Genomic DNA, 21,511 nt, shown 5'->3' on the forward strand with positions numbered 1-21,511 from the left:
ACCAATGCTAAACCCCATACTGTTCTACCTGCATATTCCACAGAGATGTATATTCACCTCCCAGTTGTAAAAGTTCTTGGTGAGTGCCATCTTCAATTAAATGACCATCTTTAAGGACTAAAATGCGGTCAGCCATTCGCACTGAGGCTAATCTGTGGGTAATCAGGATGGTAGTTTTGCCTTCAGCTAGTTCAATAAAGCGAAGGTAAAAATCACACTCGCTGCGGGGGTCAAGGGCTGCGGTAGGCTCATCCAGAAGTAGTAATTGAGCTTGTTTACGGACAAAAGCACGAGCTAGAGCTAACTTTTGCCACTGTCCTCCAGAAAGTTCTGTACCACCAAACTGTTTACCCAATTGTGTATCTTCCCCACTGGGAAAATCATCAACTAGTTTGACGATATCGGCTTTTTCTACCGCATATCTGAGAATCTCTCGATGTTCTAGGGCGGCTAGGTTCCCTAAGGCGATATTTTCCCCTACTGTGAGCGCATAGTGGCCAAAATCTTGGAAAACCCCCGCAATTTGCTGTCGCCACTGTTCTAAATTCAAATCTCTGAGGTCTATACCATCAACGATAATCCGTCCTGTGGTGGGGTCATAGAGCCTCGTTAATAGCTTGACTAAAGTAGTTTTCCCCGCGCCATTTTCGCCAACTATGGCTACTGTTTGTCCTGGATAAAGGGTAAAAGAAATATCCTTGAGTGCTAATCTACCATCTGGGTAGTGAAAATCAACTTTCTCAAAAGTAATACCTGAACGAATCGGAGTGGGGATTTTCTCTCCAGGTATGTTTAATACCATTGGGGTGGGGCTATCGAGAAAATTGAAAAACTGCTGCATATAAATCACATTTTCAAACAGATCCAGCCAATGAGTCACAAATCTTTCTAAATTATTCTGGAAGTAAGTTAATGATTGTACGAATAAAAGGACATTTCCTGGGCTTAACTGTCCTCTAAAAGCTTGCTTGACTACCCAATAGAAAGAAAATCCGTTTCCTAATGTACTCAGAATAGCTAAACTAGATGACCAAAATGCTTGTTTGCCCCGCAGATGACGCATAGATTGATGTAATGATTGAAAAGCTTGTCCGTAAAGCCCCATAAAAAACGCACCTAGCTGAAATAACCGGATTTCTTTGGCATAGGTGTCAGTGAGCATCACTGTAGTGTAATACTCCATTCTTCGAGCTTGAGGACTGTTCTCAAATAAAGTTAGCCAAATAGCCCTGCCATATTGGGAAGAAACCACTATCTGGGGTATAGTTGCGATCGCAATCACTAGTGGTATCCAAACCGCTAGGGGAATTAGTAGCCCGACTATGACGATTAAAGTCACCAAAGATCGACCTAATTCCACCAAATTCTCCAGTAAGTTTAACGGTTTATAGCTAACTTGTTGTTGGAGAAGTTGTAGCTCATCATAAAACTCAGCATCTTCAAAACGACTCAGGTCGGAAAAAGTATCGGCTTTCCGCATTAATAATAAGCTAATGTGAGCCGTTAACTTGTCATTGAGATTTCCTTGAAGGGCGAATATCCAAGGATAGAGAAGCGTTTCTAATAACAAAGCTCCCACCCATGCTGCTACTAAAGGCCACAACATTGAATCGTCTAATGCTCTACCAGATGTCAAAGCTGTTGCTACAGTATCTACTACTAGTTTGGTAATCCAAACACTGATAGCAGGAAGAAACCCTTGTAATAAAGTCACAGCAATCAAAAAGACCATTTCTTGAGGTGCTGCTGTCCATAATAAGGGCAAAGAACGAAATAAAGCTCTAGTATAGTCTTCAAACCAAACTCTTAAATCGCTCATTAATTAAACCTTATTTTTTATAAAATGTTAGATTATTGTCCGATTTCAAAAGATTTGATATTTTCTGACTAATAGCCGGGTTTCTCACTCTATAAGAGTCTATTTCTCAAGAGTAAAATATTCAGGCATCAAAATTCTCTCTCTCCTGGACTTTAGCAGCAATCAGTCGCGTCCAAGTTGATGAGAGTTTTTTTTGATTCTGCTATCTATTACTTTAATACTTTACTTTTGAAAAACTTTATTCTCCACTTCTTAGGGATGAATATATCAAAAATAGTAAAATTTCTTCTATACATAATTTTTACGTGTAAAAAAACACAATTAAGTCGATGTACGCTAGATCATTAAAGGATCATGAGATACCTGACCTGGTATTTTTAGCTGTCTACTAAGAGGTAAGGTAGTATTACTACTTTACTATAGTAGTAACTATAAAGAAATAGAACCAAGCTTTTAAATCAGCCATAAGCATTATTTTAAATTGGCTTTAACTGTAAATTAACTTTTTATAACCAGAGATTTATTCATCCTTAAGACAATTGATTAAATGGCGTTCTACTCTATTAAAAGGACAATAATACTACTTAAGAAAGAAGTAAATCTGACAGTAAAAGATATTCTGATAAGAGTTAGATAAGTAAAAAAGACATAATTTACGACGCTAACAAGAGCAAGATTTTTCTTAAAGACAAGGTTTGAAGGAATATAAATCCCCTCTGGGAGTTACCAGCACTGACCAGAAAGTGATTTTGACCTTTTATGAACTAGTGAAATTCTGAATATGAGACTTAGTGTTTTTGTTTAACTATACTTGGATGGGGATGATAGTTAGGCATTAACGGTTGTCTTCTTTTCTGGTAATTATTGACCTTCGCTCGTTCAAAAACTGATGCTTTAACGAAAAATAGTTAACTCAAAAACAGATTTGCAAACAGCTGATTGAATTCAAATTAAAAGGAGTAAGTGACAATGCTTGCAGAAAAAACATTAACCCAACCAACTATAGAAATGCATTTGGTAGATCAAGCAGACAAACTAGAACAACTTCTGTTGTCTGATGAGGAAATAGCAGCTTTAGAAAAATTAGCAATGTCAGGAGTATTTGACTCGGAAACCACCCAAAGATGGTTTGCTAATTGCGGCGGATGTGTTGGCTGTGTTGGCTGTGTTGGATGTCGTGGCTGCCGTGGATGTGGTGGATGTGGCTGCCGTGGATGTGGATGTCGTGGCTGCCGTGGATGTGGTGGATGTGGTGGATGTGGTGGATGTAAATTTAGCAGTGACGGAACAGTATCAGGCGTGATCGAGGAAACTGATGATTTCGGATTTGGATACTAACTAAACCTGGAGAAAGAACTGCAATTGATTAATTTTAGAAACCGAGCTTTTTGAGTTTAGAGCCACAAAATCTGGCTGGAAAAGCTGATAAAAACCCTGTTTTTACACTTTTTTTGGTTAGCAAAAACAGGGTTTTTAAATTTTCACCTTTTCACAAATTGCCACTTATAGCAGCATTCAACTCCTGAAACAAAGCCAATGAAATTAAATGATGATAAGCGGCTACGTCTACTAGAACACGTCGTCATTAACGTGATACCGTCAGACTGCAATGGCGAAGAAAGTATGATCTTCAATACGACGCGACGAACCCTGAGAGTAAAGGGTCAAGCTCTGCATGATGTGGAAAGTCTTGTTTTACCTTTACTAGACGGCTCCCGAACAATAGGAGAAATCCGAGCTACGATTGGCGAAAAGTTGACAGATTCTTCAGTCAATCAATGTTTAGAGTTTTTGATGGACAATCGCTTAGTGGAAGAGTATCTAGAGGATACAAGCGATTTAGATAGTCGTGCTTATTTACTTCCTCAAATCAGCCTTTATCATGAGTTAGGCTTTGACCAAAAGGATGCTCAGAAAAACTTAGCCAACGCTAGAATTGCTATTTTTGGACTGGGAGGTTCGGGACTGATAGCAGCAATCAACCTGGCTACTGCTGGGATCGGTTTTCTTCGTTTGTGCGATGATGCCTACACAATTCCGTCGGATTCCCTGATGATGTCAAGCTCGGTATTGAATAAAAGCGGTGCATTTCGAGGTGTGGAAGCGGCTCGACAGATTGAGTCAATTGGCGGAGTAACCCGAACTGAGATTGTGACAGAGCCTTTAACTGACGACGCAACAGTTAATCCTTTGCTGGATGACGTTGACCTTGTGATTGTTGCTACTGATGCCGTATCTGTGAATCTAGCCTATCGTCTGAACAGACTATGTCTGAAGATGCAGCGCCCATTGCTACCAGGTGGAGCGGCTGGTGTGGAGGGAACTGTTGGTCCGCTGGTTTTTTCCAAGGACAAACCCTGCTATCTCTGCTATCGAATGCGGTCTATGGCCTGTTCCAAGCTGCCAGAAGCGGAATTGGCGGTTGAGCAGTTTCTGAACCGAGAACGGCGTTCTCAACCACGGCTGCGGGAAAATTTGCCCATAGCCCAGATGTTGGTGGGTAGTTATCTAGCTCTTGATGCCGTGAAGATGATCCTCGGTTTAGCGATCGCAACTGATGGTAAATTACTACATCTAGACTTGCTCGGCACAAAGCTCACTCACAACGTTGTCCTCAAAAAACCAGGTTGTCCCCATTGTTCACCAAAACAGGTGACAGGAAACAGGTGACAGGTGACAGTGTAAAAAGTCAAATCTCAGCACTGTTTATGATAGGAGTGAACAAAGTGAATACAGCAATTGCTAGTCCCCGCTGGCGCGATTTAGTCAGCCCCCATACTGGCATCATTCGAGCCATAGATAGATTCACCAAGCCTTATACAGAGTTCGAGTTTCCTGTTTTATGGCAAGCCGAATTAGCAAATTTCCAACTTCGCAAACAACAGGATGATTTACGCTACGGTGTAGGCAGGGGCATGACTGATGAACAAGCAATTTTCGGTGCTGTTGGCGAAGCTATAGAGAGATACTGCGGTGGTATTGTTGATTATGGGCAATTGATTGTTAGTAGCTACGAAGAATTAGGTAATCGTGCCGTTCCTCCTTCAGTTTTTTCCTCTTTTTCTGACCAACAATACTCTGACCCAAATTTCCCTTTTCCAGCGTTCAATCCCACAACGCAGACTTCGTGGATGAATGCCCTTTCCTTAGTCAGCAACCAACCGGTTTTAGTCCCAACATTCTTGGTTTATTTGGACTGGGACGGTGATCAACCAGGAGATCATATTTTACCTGTTACTTCTAACGGCATGGCTAGTGGACCTTCTCTAGAGTTTGCTGCTTACCGTGGTTTGTGCGAGTTAATTGAGCGCGATGCTTTCATCATTACTTGGTTAAACCGCCTACCTGCTCCGCGTATCTATTTCGACCACCGACCAGGAATAGAGACAGAAATTGCCCGCCACTACGCTCGATTTGGAATTGAGTTAGTTGCCTTCGATTTAACTACTGATATTCAAGTCCCGGTTGTCATGGCTATGTTAATTGACCATTCGGGCAAAAGTCCGGCTGTGTCCACTGGTTTGGGATGTCATCTGGATGGGAAAACGGCTTTTCACAAGGCGATATTTGAAGTTTGTCAAGCCCGCTTTGGTGACATAGAACGTATGGCTACCGGCGTTGGGGCTAATCTCCATCAATATAGTGATGTTAAGTATTTGGATGATCACAACGCTTTTTTCTACACAACTGCTCGGCTGGGGGAGTTGGATTTCTTATTTCACCATGACCAATCCTGCAAAGTTGAAGATTTACTAACTTACGAATCTGGGTCTGAAGCAGAAAAATTGCAATCAGTAATTAGCAGACTCCATTCAGTTGGTTCTGAACCCTATTTAGTAGAAATTACAACTCCTGATATTGCGTCCCTTGGTTTCCGCGTAGTGCGGACTTTAGCCAGTGAGTTAGTGCCTATATATTTTGGTTATGGACAAGAGCCTCTGGGGACTCGGCGTTTATTCGAGGTTCCAGAAAGGTTGGGTTATGGTGGCCGACGTACCGAAAATGACCTCAATCCTTGCCCACATCCTATGGCGTGAACTACCATGCCGTGAGACGGACAGGGCTTCCCAATTCATCGGGAATAGCCTCCAGGACTTCGTAGTTCTATTGGTCTGACATTCCCTCCAAGGGCAGGAGTCCTGATTCCCAAGACCCAAATCTTTTTCTTGCGACACTTACCTATTAGCTTGGTTTTCGCTTACGGCATTGGTGGTCAAAATCTTAAATATCTTACCAGAAAATCCTGGGGATTCGTCATGTATCTGATATTTGTTTTTGCTGTGCAAAAAATCAATCCCAGATGCAATCCTCATCCTCCGCTCTCTATCTCCACCCTACGAGTACGTTGAGAGTAGGGACTTCCGCGATCCTTTAAAAAGAGGAAATTAGAGCAATGCACAAAGCCAATGAACCCCTAGAGTTAGCTCTTCTCTATCATTTGAACTCTCCAGTCCCGAAAAGTTATGTCAAGCGTGTTCCGGCTACTGAACTGCGGTATCTGCCGGAGGCTCCTTTTCTAGAACTGCCGAAAGCACCACACGATAATCCGCTGTCTGAGCTTTTAGAGAGGCGTTCTTCTGTGCGATCATTTGAGAATCAGGTGATGCCACTCACCTCATTAGCTCAACTGCTCGACGCAGGATGTGGACTCAACGGGCTGCGTGAAGTGGATGGTCAATCCTATGAAGCTCGCAACTCTCCTTCTGCGGGAGGACTTTATCCCATTGAGATGTTCGTATCTACACAAGCGGTGGCAGGTCTGGCAGCCGGATTATATCACTATGAACCTCGCGGACACGGGCTTCATCGGGTTAGTGATGCAGTGCCGACAGATTTTTTAGAACCATTATTACAGCAGGATTACTTTGTGAATGCCAATGCTCTTTTTGTGTTGACATCGGTTTTTATGCGCTCAATGTCTAAATACGGTGCGCGGGGCTACCGCTTTGCGCTGTTGGAAGCTGGTCATCAAGCTGAAAATATATGTTTAATGGCTGTGCAATTGGGACTTGGCAGTCTTTGTATAGGTGGATTCCATGACATAAGTTTAAATACTATTTTGGGTATTGACGGGGAACGTCATGCTGCTATTTACTGTGTTGCGGTCGGCACTAGTGCTATAAATATGAGCGCCTAAAAAGCAGGTATACATTTTTGTTGTATACCCGCTTCACTTGAATTTATTTAGGGCTGGGTTTAGGTGTAGGAGTACCAAGAATGTAATCGCGGCAAGCTTTGGTATCAACAGGCGCTCCTTTTTTAGGATTACAAGGATTTGCCTTTTTATCAGCGTCAGTATTTCTATTTATGGGAGCCTTGATAGGTTTTTCCCAAGGACACCGGATAGGTCTGCCTTTGTCATTAAGACATGGTACCTGCTGTTCAACATTATCAACTTGTGTAGTTAATGATTGTTGTTGTGCTATGGCAACAGGGGAAAATAGCACGGTCGCTAAAAGTGTGGTACTCATTAATTTCTGAAGACGATGCATAATAAAATTCTCTGTTTAAGTCCGTACTACTTTAAGTAGGATTCACCTTTCTGATTTATGCATATTCGTTACTGTGCTAGATCTGGATATCGGACAAAATATAATATTTATAAGTACGTAGGGTGGATTGAGAGTAGTTCTTGTAGATGATATAGAAATAATATTTGATTTTTGAAATATACGTAGGTAGGGCTATGCCTTACAAACCATTGCTGCGGTGGGCAATGCCCACCCTACGAGACTTAAAATTTTATCGAAACAATCGGGTCTAAAACCTCGCCTTTTAAGGCGAAAAGTTTTTGGAGCGGGGCATAAATCCCCGTTACAAAAACGGCCTTCTGCCTCCTGCCTCCTGCCTTCGTTAAGGCTACGCCACGCAAGCTATCAGATATCATTTATGATTCCTATAGGACTTACGCATTGACAGAAAATACAAAATATGAGTTATAAAAAAACCGATATGTCGTAGGGGTTTAGCATTGCTAAACCCCTACAGCACGGATCTATTTACCATCAAAGTAATCATTAATCAAAGCCTAAAACGACCTATTTTCGTAAAATCATACCATGATTAATTTGTACAGTGCGTAAGTCCTACTCTAATCAGTCGGGTATCTGATAGCGCCGCGTGGAATAAGTCATACATAAGCGATTTTTACAAATCAGGTAAAATTTCTATATCATCCATCAAAAATAAATAATAAACCTCAATTTTGTCATGCTAAGTTGAGGTTTCTTTATTTTTAAGAAATAAGGAATAAATTCACAGCTACTAAAGCTAAACTAGATAAAACCTCACTTGTTTGTGGAAATCCCCAAAAAGAAGTCATCCAATTTCTGAGGATGCTTTATGAAGGCACTGGTGTGATTTAATCTATGACGGTGTTGTACTTTTGTCTAACATATCCTACAGGTTGGGATATCTTTTTAATTGGAAGTTACTGCAACTTTGATACTCATCTCACTAAACTTTAAGATTAAATGCAAGGTTGAAAGACAGGGAGATATTGACATTTAAACTACAAAAGGTAGGCATTATGAATCCCCGCGCGCTGCTGTTAATAAACCGTCATTCCCGTCAAGGAAAAGAACGCCTCTCGGAAGCTATTCATTGTCTGGAGACACTTGGTTTTCATGTGATTCCTGAATCTACAGAAAACCCAACACATTTGGGTGATGTTATTAGGAACTACCAGCATGAGATAGATTTAGTGATAGTTGGAGGTGGTGATGGTACTCTCAATGCCGCAGTAGAGGCTATAGTTGATACTCAATTACCTTTGGGAATTTTGCCTTTGGGAACTGCTAATGATTTAGCCAGAACGTTGGGAATTCCCAATTCTCTACCGGAAGCTTGTCAAATTATTGCCGGTGGACAGTTGCGACGTATTGATTTGGGTTGGGTAAATGGTAAGTACTTTTTTAATGTTGCCAGTTTGGGATTAAGTGTAAAAATTACCCAGCGATTAACCAAAGAAGTTAAACGTCGTTGGGGAATATTTGCTTATGCTGCCACTGCGTTACAAGTTATTTGGGAATCTCGCCCTTTTCATGCAGAAATTCGCATCAATAACCAATCAGTTCATGTCAAAACTGTCCAAATTGCTGTAGGCAATGGTCGCTATTATGGTGGTGGAATGGCTGTATTTCATGATGCTACAATAGATGATCAAAGATTGGATCTGTATAGTTTGGAAATTAAGCATTGGTGGGAAATTATACCCTTACTCCCAGCCATGCGCCAAGGTAGACATATACATTGGCAGAATGTCCGCGCTATCCAAGGGCAGGAGATTGAAGTATATACTCGTAAACCACGCCCTATAAATACAGATGGGGAAATAACGACACATACTCCCGCTGTGTTTCGTGTGATTCCTAAAGCTATAGGTGTTTTGGTGCCACCACTATAATCTATCTATGGTGGTCATTCCCTATCCCTTAGCACCAAAATGCATTTGAGCTTTTCTCAAGACATTAAGTCTTTACTCCAACGTTTAGCCCAACAGCCACTGACTCTTGGTCATATTTTGGCGGAAACTTCCGAACGGGGTTTTAGCTTGGTGATTGCATTATTAGTTTTGCCGTTTTTGTTTCCGATGCCACCGGGGTTGACTGGCCCTTTTGGTGGTGCTTGCTTAATATTATCATTGCAAATGGTTTTGGGCAGGCGATCGCCTTGGTTGCCCAAAAAAATCGCTAACTACCAGTTTCCTCGCGCTTTTGCTCAGATCATCTTACACAATCTACATCGGGTAACTAGGGTGTTAGAGAAAATTGCCCGTCCCCGATTGGCAAGAATAGCGAATAATCATTGGACTTGGCAATTGAATGGGCTTTGTATCTCTTGGTTGACATTGTTACTAATTTTACCAATTCCCTTTACCAATCCTATCCCCACCGTGGCTATATTACTTTTGGCTGTTGCCACTATTGAGTCTGACGGTTTGCTAATGTGCATTAGCTACGTTTTTACGGCCTTGATTACTTTGTTATTTGGGTTTATTGGTTATGCACTGTGGTTAGCCCCCAATTTGCTGCCTGCGATTTTTTCTCCTGGCTAATGTCATCCTCTAACAGGATTTTAGATTTTGGATTGATTCCACGGATAACTCCGCTGGCACTGTACCATTAAGAAATTATTGGTCAGTAGATCACAAAATTATCTGTTGAGGCTGGGTGTTCCTTAACTCGGCTTTAGATCAATGAAATTTGTTACAAATATATATACTATTCTTAGTTGTAAGCTGCTAATGTAGACTATATAAAATAAAACACTAAAAAAAATCGAGTTAGGCAAATCAGTCATCCTAATTTTTTGTCCTATTTTCACTCAATCTGGAAAGGTTCTGTTTTTTAGAAAACTGTTTTTACTAATAGAAATACACAATTAAGCAATCCAGTATTGCGAAAATAAAACCCCCAGCCATAAGGTGAGGGATATAATATAATTAAGGTGCATCTACTATTTTCTTATCCGTCTGAGTTCTAACCATCTCCGGAAGATTTCGGTTAGTCAAAGGATTTTTTGTATAGAACTTAGAAAAAGGTTTAGTTAAACCCCCAGTTTCCACTCTGAGGGCAATTAGTCAATTAAGGTATATATACTTCCGCCTGTGTTTTGGCTGAATCAGGACGAATTTAGCCTCCTTGCATCCAAAACCGATCATTGCATTTTCTGCAATACTAGTCGAACCGTATCTGATGTCACCTCGTCGGTAACTTTCACTTCACCAATTTGGGTTGGTAACACAAAGCGAACTTTACCGGATTTGACTTTTTTATCTAATTGCAAAGCATCAATAATCGCTTCAATATCTAAATCTGCTGGTAATTGTGTTGGTAAACCGGCTTTTTTAATTAAGGCGTTTTGACGTTCTGTGTCTACTTTTTGCCACAGACCCAATTCTACGGCAATTTCCCCTGCGGCTACCATACCAATTCCTACGGCTTCACCGTGTTTTAGCAGACGATAGCCTGTTAAGCTTTCTACTGCATGACCGATAGTATGACCATAGTTAAGAATTGCCCGTAATCCAGATTCTTTTTCATCTTTGCTGACAACATCTGCTTTCGCTTGACAAGAATGGGTTATTATGTAATTTATCAGGTCGGATTTTACATAGCGGAGTTGGTCAAGGTGTTTACTCGCTTCCAATTGGGTGAACAATTCAGCGTTCCAAATTACGCCGTACTTGATTACCTCCGCCATTCCCGCCCGAAACTCTCGCACTGGCAGAGTTTTTAAGACTTCTGGGTCAATTACAACCTGGCGCGGTTGATGAAATGCGCCAATTAAGTTTTTACCGTAGGGATGATTTACGCCGGTTTTACCGCCAATTGCCGAATCTACCATTGCTAAGAGACTGGTAGGAATTTGCACCACATTAATTCCTCTCAACCATGTAGCGGCGGCAAACCCAGTCATATCACCGATAACGCCTCCCCCCAAAGCCACCATTGTGGAGGAACGTTCTAGGCGGTTTTCCAGGGCGATGTCATAGAGTTTTTGAATAGAGTTAAGGGTTTTGTAGCGTTCCCCAGGTGGCAAGTTGTAACTTGTGACTTCAAAGCCGGCATTTTTTAAGGATGCGATCGCTCTTTCGCCATAATATTTAAATATCATCGGGTTGGAAACTAGCAATACCTTCTTGCCTAGCTGCAAACCCGCCATTTGTTCACCTAGCTGATCTAAACTTCCCGGTGCGATCGCAATATCATAAGACTTTTCTGGTATATCTACTTTAATTACAGAAGTCATTTTCTAACCCTAATATAAGCGTGGGCTGTATTTTAGCGTAATTTGGGGACTGGGAAAGAATTCTTGTGAATTACGAATTACGTTCGCGGAGCGTTTCCGTAGGAAATATTACGAATTACGAATTATTAATGATTCAATATAAATAGGTAACTAATGTGGAGAAACACAAATGGCTGTAGTTGAATATGTTGTATTTTTAGGCGTGTTCATGGGCATAGCTGTTGGCTTGCTGTTTGGTCTGCGTTCTGCGAAGATCATTTAGTATTCAGTCAGTTTGATTTTAACCCCTGTAGTACACGAACTTTCTCTGGTACTATATGCCCCCCTTAAAAAAGGGGGGTTAGGGCAATACTCGTCAGTCAAGAGGAAAGGAGAAGATAAAACCTCTAACCCCGCCGTATAAATCTTGACTACTTAAAAAGCTTTCTCATTAATTAAGCTGAATTGCTTTCTTGCTACGCTTTAACTGTTTCCAAAGATTCTGAATTTGCTTGTAAGCTTCCTCTGGAGCTATTTTACCACCAGTTTGCAAACTACAAATATAATTCACTCGTTGAGAAAATTCTTGCAAGTGTAAATTAAATTGTAGATACTCTGTCTTCAATTCTCCATGATATTGATTACGAGGATAGAGAAAATCAGATAATTCGGTCAGAAAATCAGAACTTGTATTCATAGGATTTAAGTAATTGTTGAAAATGAAATCAGCATTGGTTGTAGATGATAAAGTTGCCAAAAACTTAATATTTGTTGCCCAACTTCTTGAGGATAAAAGTAATGAAAAAAATGATGTCCTTGAGGGCATTCCCAGAGATTATCTTCAGGCTTGAAATATTTTAACCAGTCCTGTAATGCAGGTGGATCAACAATGGGATCATTATTGCTACCACATACCATCATTGGCATAGAAACACCACCTTTAGGCAAATCAACCAACTTGAATATAGAGTGTGACAAGGGGGTTTGATCCAAATCTTTATCTAAAGCTGACATTAACTTCTTAGTAGTGTGATAAGATTGTTTCCCAAAGAGATTGCGGACACTATTTGCTAATACTTGTTCACGACTGATAGTAAATAGACTTCTCTGCACATAATAGTGAGCGTGCCAAGTATGTGCAGGTTGAGAAGCCACAGCTAATAAAGTTAGCGATCGCACCTTTTCGGGATAACGACGAGCAAAACTTAAAGCGATCGCACCACCAGCACCATGACCAGCTAAATGTATAGAACCAGTACAAGGGGTCAAAAATTCATAGACCAAATTCACTGCTTCATCTATAGAACTACCTTCGTCTTTTCCCTGATGGTACTCCCACTGAGCAACCTGCATATACTTAGATAAGTATCTCAATAACGGTTGATCAAACCTGACCAAAGCAGGACTAGAACTTAACCACAAAACATCAAAAATATCAGACATAAATATGCTCACAGAATAGGATAGATGATAGATACGATTAATCCTGCATGGACAACATGAGCGCCTAAAAGCCGTCCTGAAAGATTTGTTAACCGAGTGTTCCCTGACCACCAAGGAATTGACTTCGGGGTTTGCACAGCCATGCTTGTCATGGTGTAATTTCCTGTAAATTGTCGGAAATAGTTGCGATGCTTAATTTACTTATTGAAATAGATATTCAATAAGCTCTAACCATAGCATATCAGATTTATTGAGATATATTATCACTTAGGAAAGATGAATTTTTGTAAAAATCCAGTTGAGGCTATCCCACTGTCAAAAATTATCATCCTCTATATGATCATATCTTGCACCATTATCTTATTGCGAAAATCTAAGTCTACAACCCTTATTATTGCGTAGGGTGGGCAATGCCCACCGCACCCTTATTGAGAAGGTGCAAGATGTGAGTATGCAGTAAATTCCGTCATTTCCGGCTGTTAATGACTCATTTTGGATACAAAACGAATTAACATTCAACAGTTAGTGAATGCCTAATAGCAGCTTATATTAATCGTAGTAACTATATTGGTGTATTAGTGACAGCTATTTTTTGAGAAAAATTAGTAATTATCTAGTCACTCAAAAATCTCATTTCAACCTACTTAAATCTGTGTTCTCTGTGTCTCTGTAGTTAAATAAATTACTTTTAAACCACAAAGGCGCAGAGAGAGCAGAGAAAAAAGCAAAGATTGTCTAAGTGACCTTGAAGGAGATAGTCCTAAGCTATATCTAAACAGTCACAGCAGCAGGTATTGTTTCCTGCTTTTGGAATGGTGGACGCATTTCTAAACCCAGCAAATTCAGCATTTCCCGGTCAGCGTCATAATCAGGACAGGGAGTTGTCACCGTTAACATTTTGTGATCATCGCTGGAAAAGATGGAATTAGCCCCTGCCATAAAACATAAAGCTTGTTCGACTTGAGAGAGTTTTGCCCTACCGGCACTTAAACGCACATCAGAAGTGGGCATAATAATTCTAGCGGTAGCAATCATCCGCACCACTTCCCAAATCGGGACTTCCGGTTGATTTTCCAAAGGTGTACCGGGAACCTGTGAGAGAATATTGATGGGTACAGATTCTGGATGTGGCTGTAAATTCGATAGCGTGTACAACATTCCTACACGATCTTCGACGCTTTCGCCTAAACCAAGAATGCCGCCAGAGCAGACAGTAACATTAGTTTGGCGGACATTTTCAATTGTATGCAAGCGATCGCTATAAGTCCGGCTAGTAATCACCGTACTATAATATTCTTCAGAGGTATCCAGATTATGATTGTAAGCATACAGTCCGGCATCTTCTAAGCGTTTCGCCTGATTTGCACTCAGCATTCCCAAAGTGCAGCAGACTTCTAAACCCATAGCGGTGACATCCTCTACCATATCCAAGACTTGCTCAAATTGGGAATTATCCCGCACTTCCCGCCAAGCAGCACCCATACAAACGCGACTTACACCAGTTTCTTTAGCTTTCTTAGCAATATTCAGCACCGTTTCTTTTTCTAACAGTGCTTCTGGCTTCACCTCTGTTTTATACCGAGAAGATTGAGCGCAGTAACTACAATCTTCTGGACAACCCCCGGTTTTAATAGAGATTAGTTTACAGACTTGTATTTGTTTTGGATCATGAAATTGGCGATGCACACTAGCAGCTTGATAAATAAGCTCTAGAAATGGGGTATTGTATATGTCCAAAATCTCTGCTTGCTGCCAATTGTAGCGTATTCCCACCATCATTATCCTTTTGTAGATTGGATTTATCAACAACTGCTATAATATCATCACGATTTTTCAGAAAAAATTCCCTCTAAGTAGACCCGCCTTCAAAATTCAAAATCGAGCCAAGGGATAAAAAATTGTAGCCTGTTACTTCAGGGGATTGAAACTCAGACTGCAACATTAACTACCTGTAGACCTAGGGGTATAGGAATCATAAATGATATTTGATAGCTTGCGTGGCGTAGCCATAAAATTTTAAGTCTCGTAGGGTGGGCATTGCCCACCTTAGCAAAGGTTTGGTAGGTAATTCCCACCTTACATATATTTCAAAAATCAAATATTATTCCTATATTCAACCCGTTACTGGCTGATTAAACAACTTATATGGCCGTGGACAGGGTGGTTAGGACATAAATTGATAATGAAACTCTCACTACAAGAGGGTTTTACTCCTGAACCGATAGCGCAGCATGGCGTAAGCCATAGGTCTGCGAAGCGTTTCCTGACTCCTGCTATAACACCTCAAGCGTGCTATTAAAAGACATATTCTCAATAATTTAGCTTATGAAATCAGAACTGCCACTAATTACAAGCGAACGCCTGTTATTAAGAATGGCGATTCCCCAAGATACAAGGGAAATTATCAACTATTTTCTCAAAAATAAAGCCTACCTCACTCCATATTGTGTAACTTGGATGGATGGCTTCTTTACAGAAGAATATTGGCAGGATCAAATAGAAAAACATTGTTTTGAATTCATTAATGACTATTCATTAAAATTATTTATTTCTTCCAAAAAACATCCCCAGCAAATTATTGGTACTGTCAATTTTAGCAATTTTGTCCGGGGAGCAGCTAGTTTTTGCAATGTTGGATATAATCTAGCAGAAAATGCCCAAGGGAAAGGCTATATGACAGAAGCACTAAAAGCCGGCACCGAATATGTCTTTCAAGAATTAAATTTTCACCGCATCATGGCAAATTATATGCCCCATAATCGCCGTAGCGGTAACGTACTCAAAAGACTCGGTTTTGTGATTGAAGGATATGCTAGAGACTATTTATTGATTAATGGTAAATGGGAAGATCATATTCTCACCAGTCTCACTAATCCCAACTGGAAAATAGAGTACTTCTAAATAGGCATAGCATTGAAAAAGATGGTAGAGATGTAATATTAAGAGAAGATCAATTAAAATTTGCCGATAATGACTCTGGCTGAAACTCCAAATCACACCAATTCTAGTAATCCTTTACTCACCCTTAACTACGAAAGCGCCTTAGAATCTCTAGGTAGTGACTACTATGATGAAGTCACAGCCGCAGAATTTCCCCAACACATTCTGCGTTGGCGCAATAATGCACTACTACCCCGTTTAGGACTTGATCCCCAACTCGTCAAAGACGAAGATTTTATTACAGCCTTTGGGAAATTTCAAGGACGCAAACCCTTATTAGCACTACGTTATCACGGTTATCAATTTGGTGAATATAACTCACGGTTGGGTGACGGGAGAGGCTTTCTCTACGGACAAGTGCGGGGAACTGATGGCGAATTATACGACTTTGGTACAAAAGGTTCTGGTACAACACCTTACTCCCGTGGTGGTGACGGAATGCTCACCCTCAAAGGTGGAGTCAGGGAAGTTCTAGCAGCAGAAGCACTACACCGCTTAGGTGTCAGAACCTCACGCTGTCTGAGTATGATTGAGACAGGTTTAGGTTTGTGGCGCGGTGATGAACCTTCGCCTACTCGCTCGTCAGTAATGATACGGATGAGTAAATCCCATATCCGGTTTGGCACTTTTGAACGACTGCACTATTTAAAGCGTCCTGATTTAACCAAAAAGCTGCTAGATCATGTCATTGAAACTTATTACCAACATCTCAATTCTGAACATGATTCTGAACATGATAAATATGCCCTATTTTATGCGGAATTAGTGAAGCGAGTAGCCGAATTAGTAGCACAGTGGATGGCGGCTGGTTTTTGTCATGCAGTCCTGAATACTGACAATATGTCGATTACAGGAGAGAGTTTTGATTATGGGCCATATGCTTTTATTCCCACTTATGATCTATCCTTTACTGCGGCATATTTTGATTATTATAAACGCTATTGTTACAGTCAGCAGCCAGGTATTTGCAAACTGAATTTAGAATTGCTGCAAGAACCCTTAAAGGCAGTAATTGATATAGATGATTTGCAAAGTGGGTTATCTAAATTTGCTGAATATTATCTGGCTGAATATCGGAATCTCATGTTGAAAAAGTTGGGATTTGAGGATGGGCAATTTGCCGAAGCTGATGAGCTTTTGCAACTAACCATCACTTTTTTACAAGATAGCCAAATTGGTTATCATCAATTCTTCTCAGATATGGCTCGCACCTTTGACAGTAAATGGCGTGATGAACCTGCATTTGTGATGAATACTTCCGAGATTGTTCCAGCTTTGGGAGCGTCAGCAATTTTTGATAATTGGTGTGTACTATATCATCAAATTCTCAATCATTTTGATCCCAATCAAATGGACATAATTGCCCAAACTCTAGCTAAATATAATCCGCAAACAGCATTATTAAGACCTGTAATTGAATCAATTTGGGAACCAATCGCCCAGGAAGACAATTGGCAACCTTTTTATGATTTAGTTCAGCAATTTCAATAACAGATTCTGATTACGTTAAATTTTCAGCGACAATGCGGTTTCTTCCCTGGGCTTTAGCCGCATAGAGTGCTTTGTCAACAATCTCAATTAAGTTATTCGGGGGAATCTGCAAATTAGGTAAAATAGTTGCAACTCCTACACTCAAAGTCACAAAATTATCAACTCTAGATTTAGCATGGGTAATTTTGAGATTATGTACCTCTTGTCGGATTTGTTCAGCTAAATATACAGCCCCCTGAAAATCTGTATTGGAGAGAATTATCACAAATTCTTCTCCACCATAACGTGCTAATAAATCAGCCGGACGCTTAATTGATAATTTAAGTGTTTTAGCGATTTGTTGTAAACAATAATCTCCTTTTAAGTGTCCATAAGTATCGTTATAATTTTTGAAAAAATCTACATCACATAATAATAAAGATAGAGGCAAATTTTCACGAGCAAGTCGTTGCCATTCTAGATTTAAATAGTCATCAAATTTTCTCCGGTTGGCAACTCCTGTCAATCCATCTAACAGCGCAAAAAGTTGTAGCTGCTCATTGGCAGCAAGCAAAGCATCTTCCATTCTTCGGCGTATTGTTATTTCTTCCTGCAATTGATAATTTTGTTCAATAAGTCGCTGATGTTGCTGGTAAATAATCAATTGATTTTTAACTCGTGCAAATACTTCTAACTCTTGAAAAGGCTTTGTAATATAATCTACTCCACCTATCTCAAATGCCTTAACTTTATCTATAGTTTGGTCTAAAGCGCTAATAAAAATTATGGGAATATGTGCAGTTTCTTCCTGGGCTTTTAATTTCCTACAGACTTCATAACCATTTAGATCAGGCATATTAATATCAAGTAAAATCAAGTCAGGAGGTTCTATCTTAGCTGCCTGAATTGCAATTTTTCCACTAACTGTTTTCTTAACTTTCAACCCTTTTGACTCTAATATTTTAGAGAGCAATCGTAGATTATCTGGGTTGTCATCAACAATCAAAATTAGACCAAAATTGCTATAGTTATAATATTTCGATAAAGGCATCATTTTATTGTATTGGTTGAGAAGTAAGACTAATAATTGTTTCTATATGAAAATTATCAACTAAATTTTTCAATGTATCAGCAATTTGTTGGTGTTCTGCGGGGATTAGTTGAAAAAGTTCGTAGAGTTTTGCGTCGTCAATTACCAATGCTGCTTCATAAACTTGAGTAATCCAATTAGAAGGCATAACCTGTAAATCAGATCTAGTTAATTGTATTAATTTATTATTATCTAATTTGGGCAGCTTTTGTCGATATTTTTTATCTGAATAAACATAGCGTAATTTTAGATACTGTGCCATTTTTTCAAATAGAATAGTTTCTTCAAAAGGCTTGGCAACAATATCATCACAACCAACTTCTAAAATAGCTTGTTTATCTTCCTCAAAAGCACTTGCAGTTAGAGCAATCATCGTCAATTTTTTGCCTTGACTCATAGCTCGAAGTTGCTTGGTTGCTTCATATCCATTCATCACAGGCATTTGTATATCCATCCAAATTAAATCAGGTTTCCATTCTTTATAAATTTCAATTGCTTCTAAACCATTTTCGACTGCACAGACATCAAAACCAACATATTTCAGCAGTTTGACAAGTAGCTGCCGATTTTCTAAAATATCCTCAACAATCAAGATGCGATGTCTAGGCTGTCCGGGTTCTAGTCCAACTACACGCTTGATGTTTTGAATGGGAGAAATCACATCCACGTTATCAGCTAAGGTAAGTTGAAGACAACAAATAAAAGTTGTTCCTTGACCTAAAATACTGTTAATTGTCACATCACCTCCCATGAGTCGGGCAAATTGACGACTAATAGCTAGTCCCAGTCCAGTACCCTGCATAAACTGTCGTCCACTTTTAGCTTGTAGGAATGCTTCAAAAATTAATTCTTGGTCTTCAACAGCAATACCTGTCCCTGTATCTTCAACTTCAAATTTAACAATAATTTTGTCTGTTTGTAGTGCTAAAGATGTAGAATCGCAAGCATAAGAAACCTTGATAGCAACGTGACCAACAACGGTAAATTTGATAGCATTACCTATGAGATTAATTAGTATTTGTCTAAGCTTACCTTCATCTCCATAAACATATTGATTCACCTCCGCACCAAATTCAGTGATTAAGTTTATGCCCTTGTCTGCGGCTTTAAGGGCAAACATTTCTTGAATTGAGTAAATGAGACGATGCAAGTCAAAATAAATTTCATTTAGAGTGAGTTGACCAGCTTCTATTTTAGACATTTCTAAAACATCATTAATTAAAGCTAGTAAATGCTCACCACTACGACTAATGATGTCTAAATTCTCTTGATCTTCTTCAGATAATGAGCTATTGCGGGTTAATATTTGAGTGAAACCTAAGATAGCATTGAGTGGAGTTCGTAATTCATGACTCATCTTGGCCAGGAATTGACTTTTAGCTTGGTTGGCAATTTCTGCCTGTTCAGCTGCTTGCTGTAGTGCTAGTTGGGAAAACTCTAGTGCAGCAAGCATGAGGCTATTTCTCATCTCTTGTGCTACTTCAATTTCAAATACTTGCCAGGGGAGTGATTTGCTTTTAACTGTTTGTTTCCATAGTTCAAAAGACTTACGTGGAGTGCGGTGCGGGTTATTATCTGAGTTAACAGATATTGCTTGATGAGGATTACCCGCCCAATTCACAGTTTGAACTTGCTCTGGTCTAAACCAAATGATGTGATAAGATCGCTCATGAAGAACAATAGAAATTGCTAAGATACCGCTGGCAATATTTTGAAAATTAGTAGCATTTGGATATATTTCCGAGAGATAATCTGTGTAAAAAATTTCTTGTTGATTTTTTTGATTTACTATCCAGTCTACTAAGTGCCGCGTGTCTTGTTCTGAGGGAGTATTACCAATCAAGATTAATTGTCCTTGTAATAAGATAGCAGCACCAGTAGCTTTGAGTAAATTTAATAGGCTTTTTTCATTTCGCTTAAATACATTACCAATGTAATCTAATTCATTGGTTAAATTTTGATTTAGCTGTGCTTGAATTAGTTTTACTTGTTGCCGGTAGAAACTTAACGCCCGTTCTTGATGATTAATTAATTCAAGAGATGCAAATTGACCAATAATTTCACAAATTTTGCGAATTTCATAATTAATATATTTGCTAGAATAATGATGACAAGCAATCAAACCCCAAAGCTTATTCTCATGCATGAGCGAAATATTCATTGAACAAGCAACGCCCATGTTCTGTAAATATTCTATATGACATGATGAGATACTTCTCAAGATCGAATCACTTAAGTCAAGGGGTTGATCTGTGAGAGGATGATTGGGGGGAATAATTTTGATGGGTTGATAATTAACATCTGGGATAAGTCGTAGCAAATTTTTGTGATAATATTCTCTGGACTTAGGGGGAAAATCTGTGGCTGGGTAATGTAGTCCTAAATAACTTTCTAGATGACTTTGTTTATCTTCGGCAATCACAACTCCGCTATAGTCTGATTCAAATCTGTAGATCATTACTCTATCAAATGCAGTTATTTTTCTAACTTGTTGGGCAATAATATAAGAGATATCAGATAAATGGGATGCATTAACAATATTAAAAACTGCTCGTTCTAAAACATGAGTATATCCAACTTTTGTATTTGTTTTAGTAGATAAATGAGGTTCCATTTCTAGAATTAAAACCCCATGAGAGCGATGAAAATTACCGATAAATACTGAGGATTTTTCTTGATAATTGGTGTTGATTTCTAAAAATTCGATGAATCCAAGTTTTTCTGCTTGCAAAATATCAGTAATTAATTCTAATTTTTCTGGAGAGAATAGACAGGTTAAGTCTTTTCCAAGTAAAGACTCTGCTGGAATTCCCAAAAATTGATTTGTATTTTCACTAATTTGTAAGATTTTTAAATCTGGTTCTTGTAAAGCGAAGATTACACCATGAGGTTGGATATGACCAGGAATATGAAATAGCTGGTCGTCGTAATTACTACAATCTGAGTTTTCCGGTGGATCAAAATATTGATTATTCATATAATCGGTTTAAAAGGTTTTTTAAATTTATTTTTTGATT

General features: G+C 39.4%; 17 protein-coding genes and 1 pseudogene. 9 read left to right on the plus strand and 9 right to left on the minus strand.

Features of this window, described 5'->3' with window-relative positions; translation table 11 throughout:
• Positions 1–7: 7 nt before the first annotated feature.
• Positions 8–1,819, minus strand: coding sequence for an ABC transporter ATP-binding protein (locus H6G59_RS17955; protein ID WP_190716774.1), 1,812 nt, complete (start codon positions 1,817–1,819; stop codon positions 8–10).
• Positions 1,820–2,788: 969 nt separating this feature from the next.
• Here H6G59_RS17955 and H6G59_RS17960 point away from each other — a divergent pair.
• The 4 genes from H6G59_RS17960 to H6G59_RS17975 all read left to right on the plus strand — a co-directional run bounded on the left by H6G59_RS17960 (position 2,789) and on the right by H6G59_RS17975 (position 6,956).
• The gene (locus tag H6G59_RS17960) at positions 2,789–3,157 is read left to right on the plus strand and encodes a hypothetical protein (RefSeq protein WP_190716776.1); all 369 of its coding nucleotides are present in this window, start codon (positions 2,789–2,791) and stop codon (positions 3,155–3,157) included.
• Between the two features lie 198 nt (positions 3,158–3,355).
• Positions 3,356–4,489 (plus strand): TOMM precursor leader peptide-binding protein, encoded by a 1,134-nt coding sequence (locus H6G59_RS17965; RefSeq protein ID WP_190716778.1) that lies wholly within the window; start codon positions 3,356–3,358, stop codon positions 4,487–4,489.
• A 56-nt stretch (positions 4,490–4,545) separates the two neighbouring features.
• A complete protein-coding gene (locus tag H6G59_RS17970) occupies positions 4,546–5,856 on the plus strand; it encodes a YcaO-like family protein (protein ID WP_190716780.1) in 1,311 nt (436 codons plus the stop codon).
• A gap of 356 nt (positions 5,857–6,212) precedes the next feature.
• Entirely contained in the window at positions 6,213–6,956 is a 744-nt protein-coding gene (locus tag H6G59_RS17975) for a SagB/ThcOx family dehydrogenase (protein ID WP_190716782.1), read from the plus strand.
• A gap of 43 nt (positions 6,957–6,999) precedes the next feature.
• On the opposite strand, the gene H6G59_RS17980 is transcribed toward H6G59_RS17975, so the two are convergent.
• Positions 7,000–7,311, minus strand: coding sequence for a hypothetical protein (locus H6G59_RS17980; protein WP_190716784.1), 312 nt, complete (start codon positions 7,309–7,311; stop codon positions 7,000–7,002).
• 1,037 nt (positions 7,312–8,348) lie between these two features.
• Between H6G59_RS17980 and H6G59_RS17985 the strand changes: the two genes are divergently transcribed.
• Positions 8,349–9,224, plus strand: coding sequence for a lipid kinase (locus tag H6G59_RS17985; protein ID WP_190716785.1), 876 nt, complete (start codon positions 8,349–8,351; stop codon positions 9,222–9,224).
• A 39-nt stretch (positions 9,225–9,263) separates the two neighbouring features.
• Positions 9,264–9,875, plus strand: a complete 612-nt coding sequence (locus tag H6G59_RS17990; protein WP_190716787.1) for an exopolysaccharide biosynthesis protein — start codon at positions 9,264–9,266, stop codon at positions 9,873–9,875.
• A gap of 602 nt (positions 9,876–10,477) precedes the next feature.
• On the opposite strand, the gene aroB is transcribed toward H6G59_RS17990, so the two are convergent.
• Positions 10,478–11,572 (minus strand): 3-dehydroquinate synthase, encoded by a 1,095-nt coding sequence (gene aroB / locus H6G59_RS17995; protein WP_190716790.1) that lies wholly within the window; start codon positions 11,570–11,572, stop codon positions 10,478–10,480.
• A 169-nt stretch (positions 11,573–11,741) separates the two neighbouring features.
• On the opposite strand from aroB, the gene petL reads away from it, so the two are divergent.
• Positions 11,742–11,834, plus strand: coding sequence for a cytochrome b6-f complex subunit PetL (petL, locus tag H6G59_RS18000; RefSeq protein ID WP_127055704.1), 93 nt, complete (start codon positions 11,742–11,744; stop codon positions 11,832–11,834).
• A gap of 168 nt (positions 11,835–12,002) precedes the next feature.
• On the opposite strand, the gene H6G59_RS18005 is transcribed toward petL, so the two are convergent.
• The 4 genes and pseudogenes from H6G59_RS18005 to bioB form a co-directional block, all read right to left on the minus strand.
• Complete coding sequence (locus tag H6G59_RS18005) at positions 12,003–12,248, minus strand: DUF7219 family protein (RefSeq protein ID WP_190716792.1); 246 nt, start codon at positions 12,246–12,248, stop codon at positions 12,003–12,005.
• A 5-nt stretch (positions 12,249–12,253) separates the two neighbouring features.
• Positions 12,254–12,994 carry an alpha/beta fold hydrolase gene (locus tag H6G59_RS18010; protein WP_190716794.1) on the minus strand — a complete coding sequence of 247 codons (741 nt, stop codon included), beginning with the start codon at positions 12,992–12,994 and terminating at the stop codon, positions 12,254–12,256.
• Between the two features lie 32 nt (positions 12,995–13,026).
• Positions 13,027–13,137: pseudogene (locus tag H6G59_RS18015) on the minus strand (chlorophyll a/b binding light-harvesting protein); the annotation flags it as partial.
• Positions 13,138–13,765: 628 nt separating this feature from the next.
• Complete coding sequence (gene bioB / locus H6G59_RS18020; protein WP_190716864.1) at positions 13,766–14,770, minus strand: biotin synthase BioB; 1,005 nt, start codon at positions 14,768–14,770, stop codon at positions 13,766–13,768.
• Between the two features lie 549 nt (positions 14,771–15,319).
• Between bioB and H6G59_RS18025 the strand changes: the two genes are divergently transcribed.
• Together H6G59_RS18025 and H6G59_RS18030 are read left to right on the plus strand one after the other, a co-directional pair.
• Positions 15,320–15,895, plus strand: a complete 576-nt coding sequence (locus H6G59_RS18025) for a GNAT family N-acetyltransferase (RefSeq protein WP_190716797.1) — start codon at positions 15,320–15,322, stop codon at positions 15,893–15,895.
• 69 nt (positions 15,896–15,964) lie between these two features.
• Positions 15,965–17,425, plus strand: coding sequence for a protein adenylyltransferase SelO (locus H6G59_RS18030; protein WP_190716799.1), 1,461 nt, complete (start codon positions 15,965–15,967; stop codon positions 17,423–17,425).
• 10 nt (positions 17,426–17,435) lie between these two features.
• Here the strand turns inward: H6G59_RS18030 and H6G59_RS18035 are convergent, their stop codons facing one another.
• Positions 17,436–18,458, minus strand: coding sequence for a diguanylate cyclase domain-containing protein (locus tag H6G59_RS18035; protein WP_242038911.1), 1,023 nt, complete (start codon positions 18,456–18,458; stop codon positions 17,436–17,438).
• 1 nt (position 18,459) lies between these two features.
• Positions 18,460–21,471 (minus strand): ATP-binding protein, encoded by a 3,012-nt coding sequence (locus H6G59_RS18040; RefSeq protein WP_190716800.1) that lies wholly within the window; start codon positions 21,469–21,471, stop codon positions 18,460–18,462.
• Between the last annotated feature and the right edge of the window lie 40 nt (positions 21,472–21,511).

This window comes from Anabaena lutea FACHB-196, assembly GCF_014698305.1.
Lineage (GTDB): Bacteria > Cyanobacteriota > Cyanobacteriia > Cyanobacteriales > Nostocaceae > Anabaena > Anabaena lutea.